Consider the following 4,741-nt stretch of genomic DNA (forward strand, 5'->3'; position numbering starts at 1 on the left):
CGGGCGGCGCGCGGGCGCTGCGCGGCGGATGCCGGGCCGCGATGGCCTCGGATGCGGGGGCGCCGGGGGCGCCCCGCGGGGTCACGGGCGGGTGGCGGGGCTCTGGATCTTGTCGGTGTCGCGCTCCACCAGGGGGTCGACGATGTCGTCGATGCGCTTGAGGACGTCGGCGTCGAGCTTCACCCCGGCGGCCTTCACGTTGTCCCTGACCTGTTCCGGACGGGACGCGCCGACGATCGCCGACGACACGTTCGGGTTCTGCAGCACCCACGCGACGGCGAGCTGCGCCATGGTGAGCCCCAGCTCCTCGGCGATCGGGCGGAGCTCCTGGACGCGGCGCAGCACCTCGTCCCGCATGAAGCCGGCGATCATGTCCGCGCCCCGGCCCTCCTTGTCGGTGGCGCGGGAACCGGCGGGCGCCTCCTGGCCGGGCAGGTACTTGCCGGTGAGCACGCCCTGCGCGATGGGGGACCAGACGATCTGGCCGATGCCCTCGCGCTCGCACAGCGGGACGACCTCGGGCTCGATGACCCGCCACAGCATGTTGTACTGCGGCTGGTTCGACACGATCCGGTCGAAGCCCATCTCGTCCGCGATCTTCAGGGCGCGCTCGATCTCCTCCGGCCGCCACTCCGACACGCCGACGTAGAGCACCTTGCCCTGCCGGACGAGGTCGTCGAACGCCCGCAGGGTCTCTTCGAGCGGGGTCTCGTGGTCGAACCGGTGTGCCTGGTAGAGGTCCACGTAGTCGGTCTGGAGCCGCTTCAGCGAGCCGTGGACCGACTCGAAGATGTGCTTGCGCGACAGGCCGCGGTCGTTCTGGCCGGGTCCGGTCGGCCAGTAGACCTTGGTGAAGATCTCCAGGCCCTCGCGGCGCTGCCCCTTCAGGGCGCGGCCCAGTACTTCTTCCGCCCGCGTCCCGGCGTACACGTCGGCGGTGTCGAAGGTGGTCACGCCCTCGTCGAGGGCCGCCGCCACGCAGGCGCGCGCGGCGTCCTCCTCGACCTGTGAACCGTGGGTGAGCCAGTTGCCGTAGGAGACTTCGCTGATCTTCAGGCCGCTGCGGCCGAGGCGTCGGAATTCCATGATCCGACCCTACGACGCGTCCGGCCGCTCCTCGGCGCGGCGGCGGGCGGCCGGACGGGCCACGACCCTCCGGCAGGATCGGCCGCGAAAGCGCTGATCCGGCCGGCCTCCAGCCGACCTCCGCCCGATGTCGGCCGTGCGACGTCCGGCCGGGTCAGCCGTGGGCGACCGGCGGGGTCGGCCGTGGAGCCTTCGGCCGGGTCAGCTGTTGGGCTTCCAGGAGGTGTCGCCGATCTGGACCTGCGGGTTGGGGACGCGGAGCCGGCGGATCTGCATCGCGCGCATCGCCGCGTACAGGCCCAAGCCCTTGCGGTCCTCGTCGGGGAAGTGCTCGGCGGCGAGCTTGTTCACGCCCCGCGCCAGCAGGAGCCCCTCGACGAACACGACCAGCAGCAGCACGGGCGGCGCGAACAGCATCGCCAGCCGGACGGCCGGGATCGGCAGGAAGTTCAGCACGACCAGCGCCAGCAGCAGGTACATCAGGTACGAGCCGACGGTCCGCCGCGAGTCGACGTAGTTGCGGGCCATCCGGCGGACCGGGCCCTTGTCGCGCTTGAGCAGGTACCGCTCGTCGCCCTGGCTCATGCCCTCGCGTGCCCGCGCGCGGTCGGCGGCCTGCTTGTCGCGGAGCCTCTTGTAGGCCTCCTTGCGGTTCTGCGGCGCCGTGATGGGCTGACGCCGCCGCTTCTCGGCGTCCTTGCGCTTGGGCGTGGGACGGCCCTTGCCCCCGGGCTTGACCGCCACTGGGGAAGAAGGAGCCTCGGGGGCTTCGTGGGTACGACGTCGGAACACGGAGTTCAGCCTACCGGCTGCGAACATCGTGGCTGCCTCGCGCGTTAACGCGTAGGGTGATAAGAACCCCAGCAGTGGTCATTGAGCCCGGTATTGACCGGGCCAGCCAGCACGAAGGGACCGGCGCCGCGCGATGAGCGTGATGAAGCGAATGTCGATGATCTTCAAATCCAAGGCGAACAAAGCTTTGGACAAGATGGAAGATCCTCGGGAGACCCTGGACTACTCCTACCAGCGTCAGCTGGAGATGCTGCAGAAGGTCCGGCGGGGCGTGGCGGACGTCGCGACCTCGCGCAAGCGCCTGGAGCTCCAGATCAACCAGCTGGAGCAGCAGCAGAACAAGCTGACCGAGCAGGGCCGCAAGGCCCTCCAGGTCGGCCGCGAGGACCTGGCCCGCGAGGCGCTGACGCGCCGCTCCGGCCTGGACTCCGAGCTGGGCAACCTGCGGGCGCAGTACCAGCAGCTCCAGGGCGAGGAGGAGAAGCTCACCCTCGCCTCGCAGCGGCTGCAGGCGAAGGTCGACTCCTTCCGCACCCGCAAGGAGACGATCAAGGCCACCTACACGGCGGCCGAGGCGCAGACCAAGATCAACGAGGCGTTCTCCGGCATCTCCGAGGAGATGGGCGACGTCGGCCTCGCGATCCAGCGCGCCGAGGAGAAGACCGAGAACATGAAGGCCCGCGCCGGAGCGATCGACGAGCTCCTGGCGTCCGGCGCCCTGGAGGACTTCTCCGGTCCGCGCGACGACATCCAGGCCGAGCTCGACCGCATGGGCGCCACCCACGGCGTCGACGCCGAGCTGGAGGCGCTGAAGGCCGAACTCGGCCAGGGCACCCCGCAGAAGGAGCTGAACCCCGGCCAGGGCGCCCCCGCGCAGCAGCACCCGCAGGCCGCGCCGCACGCGCAGCCGCAGGGCCAGCCGCAGGGCCAGGGCCAGTGGCCGCAGCAGCCGGGAGGCCACCAGTGATCGTCCGGATCATGGGCGAGGGCCAGCTCGACGTCGCCGCCGAGGACCTGGCCGTCCTGAACGACCTCGACGACGCGCTGGAGACGGCGATCGAGTCGGGCAGCGAGGAAGAGTTCCGCAAGGCCCTGCACGGGCTGCTGGAGAACGTCCGCAAGGTCGGCCGGGCGCTGCCGCCCGACAGCCTCGAGCCGTCGGAGCTGATCCTGCCGCCGGCGGACGCCAGCATCGACGAGGTGAGCGCCATGCTCGGCGACGAGGGGCTCATCCCGGACTAGGTGCGGCGTCCGGTCCCGGCAACGAATGCCGGGGTCCGGACGTTGTACCTGACGAGTGGTACCGGGGGACGGGAGAAGAGAGAAGATGGCCCGCACGCGTTACGCCTCCGACCGGGGGCTGACGTCGCGCATGCTCGTGACGATGTTCCTGCTGGGGCTGGTCTACGTCGCGTTCGTGACGGCGTTCTTCGTGATCTCTCCGCGGCTGGGCGTGATCGGCCTGGTCGTCGCCCTGGTCTTCCTGTTCGTCCAGTACTTCTTCTCCGACAAGATCACGAAGTTCGCGATGCACGCTCGTGAGGTCTCCCCCGAGGAGGCCCCCGAGCTGCACGGCGTGATCGACCGCATCTGCGCGATGTCGGACGCGCCCAAGCCGCGCGTCGCGATCGCCGACACCGACGTGCCGAACGCCTTCGCCACCGGCCGCAACCAGAAGAACGCGGTCGTGTGCGTCACCACCGGCCTGCTGCGCCGGCTCGACCCGGTGGAGCTCGAGGGCGTCCTCGCCCACGAGATGGCGCACGTCGCGCACCGGGACGTGGCGGTCATGACGATCGCCTCGTTCCTCGGCATCTGCGCCGGGCTGCTCACCCGGATCGGGCTGGAGTTCGGCCTGTGGGGCGGGTTCAACCGGCGTAACAACGACAACAACGCCGCGGTCATGCTGATGGCCGTGGTCGCGGTCAGCGCCGTCGCGTACGCGATCAGCTTCCTGCTCACCCGGGCGCTGTCGCGCTACCGCGAGCTGTCGGCCGACCGCGCCGCGGCGCTGCTGACCGGCCGGCCGTCCGCGCTGGCCAGCGCGCTCACCAAGGTCACCGGCGAGATCGCCCGGATCCCGACCGACGACCTGCGCGCGGCCCAGCCGTTCAACGCCTTCTTCTTCACCCCGGCGTTCGGCAAGGGCTTCAGCGTCTCGCAGCTGTTCTCCACGCACCCCACGCTGGACAAGCGGCTCGAGCAGCTCAACAAGATCTCCGGCGAGCTCAGCAGGGGAGTGTGATGGGGTTCCTGGACGCCCTGCTCGGCCGGTCCAAGCCGGTCAAGCCCGACCTCGACGCGCTGTTCGGCCTCACCACCGCGGCGATCACCCTGGAGGCGGCGGCGGGGTTCACCCCCACCGGGCTCGGGTCGGTGTGCTTCCGGGCCGCCGAGGGCGGAGCGTTCGCCCAGCTCCAGAAGGACGCGGTCGAGCTGCTGAACTCCGGCGACACCCCGGACGTCGAGATCAGCCAGGACTCCTACGGCTACACCTGGCTGCTGTCGCGGCACACCCCGGACGACGTGGCCGGCCTGGTTACCGACCTGCACGCGGTCAACGCCACGCTGGAGGCGGGCGGCTTCGGCCCGCACCTGCTGTGCTCCCTGGTCGGCTTCAAGGGCCCGCAGGGCCAGCGCCTCGCGCTGGTCTACCTGTACAAGCGCGGCACGTTCTACCCGTTCGCGCCGCTGGCCGGCAACCGCCGCGACAACGCCCTGGAGATCCAGACCCGCGGCGCGGTCGGCGCCGACCTGAAGTTCGAGGACGACCTCGGCCGCTGGTTCCCCGTCTGGGGCGCCCCCGGCCTCTGACCGGCCGTCCGCCCCGGCGGTCCGCCCCACCCGCCCGCCCCACCCGCCC

The 4,741-nt window shown here is 70.9% G+C and carries 6 protein-coding genes; 4 read left to right on the forward strand and 2 right to left on the reverse strand.

Annotated features, from left to right (window positions below; genetic code table 11):
- Positions 1-81: 81 nt before the first annotated feature.
- Both DZF91_RS28165 and DZF91_RS28170 read right to left on the reverse strand, forming a co-directional pair.
- Positions 82-1,086 (reverse strand): aldo/keto reductase family protein, encoded by a 1,005-nt coding sequence (locus DZF91_RS28165; protein WP_117360152.1) that lies wholly within the window; start codon positions 1,084-1,086, stop codon positions 82-84.
- Positions 1,087-1,287: 201 nt separating this feature from the next.
- Positions 1,288-1,830 (reverse strand): DUF3043 domain-containing protein, encoded by a 543-nt coding sequence (locus DZF91_RS28170; RefSeq protein WP_235834625.1) that lies wholly within the window; start codon positions 1,828-1,830, stop codon positions 1,288-1,290.
- 181 nt (positions 1,831-2,011) lie between these two features.
- On the opposite strand from DZF91_RS28170, the gene DZF91_RS28175 reads away from it, so the two are divergent.
- From DZF91_RS28175 to pspAB, 4 genes are all read left to right on the forward strand, one after another.
- On the forward strand, positions 2,012-2,845 hold the full coding sequence (locus DZF91_RS28175) for a PspA/IM30 family protein (RefSeq protein WP_117360154.1): 834 nt from the start codon (positions 2,012-2,014) through the stop codon (positions 2,843-2,845).
- On the forward strand, positions 2,842-3,120 hold the full coding sequence (gene pspAA / locus DZF91_RS28180; protein WP_117360155.1) for a PspA-associated protein PspAA: 279 nt from the start codon (positions 2,842-2,844) through the stop codon (positions 3,118-3,120). The genes DZF91_RS28175 and pspAA overlap by 4 nt, the downstream gene beginning before the upstream one ends.
- Positions 3,121-3,205: 85 nt before the next feature.
- Positions 3,206-4,123 carry a zinc metalloprotease HtpX gene (gene htpX / locus DZF91_RS28185; protein ID WP_117360156.1) on the forward strand — a complete coding sequence of 306 codons (918 nt, stop codon included), beginning with the start codon at positions 3,206-3,208 and terminating at the stop codon, positions 4,121-4,123.
- Entirely contained in the window at positions 4,123-4,692 is a 570-nt protein-coding gene (gene pspAB, locus DZF91_RS28190) for a PspA-associated protein PspAB (protein ID WP_117360157.1), read from the forward strand. The genes htpX and pspAB overlap by 1 nt, the downstream gene beginning before the upstream one ends.
- The last annotated feature ends 49 nt before the right edge of the window (positions 4,693-4,741 follow it).

Source organism: Actinomadura logoneensis, assembly GCF_003428695.1.
In the GTDB taxonomy this organism is placed as follows: domain Bacteria; phylum Actinomycetota; class Actinomycetes; order Streptosporangiales; family Streptosporangiaceae; genus Spirillospora; species Spirillospora logoneensis.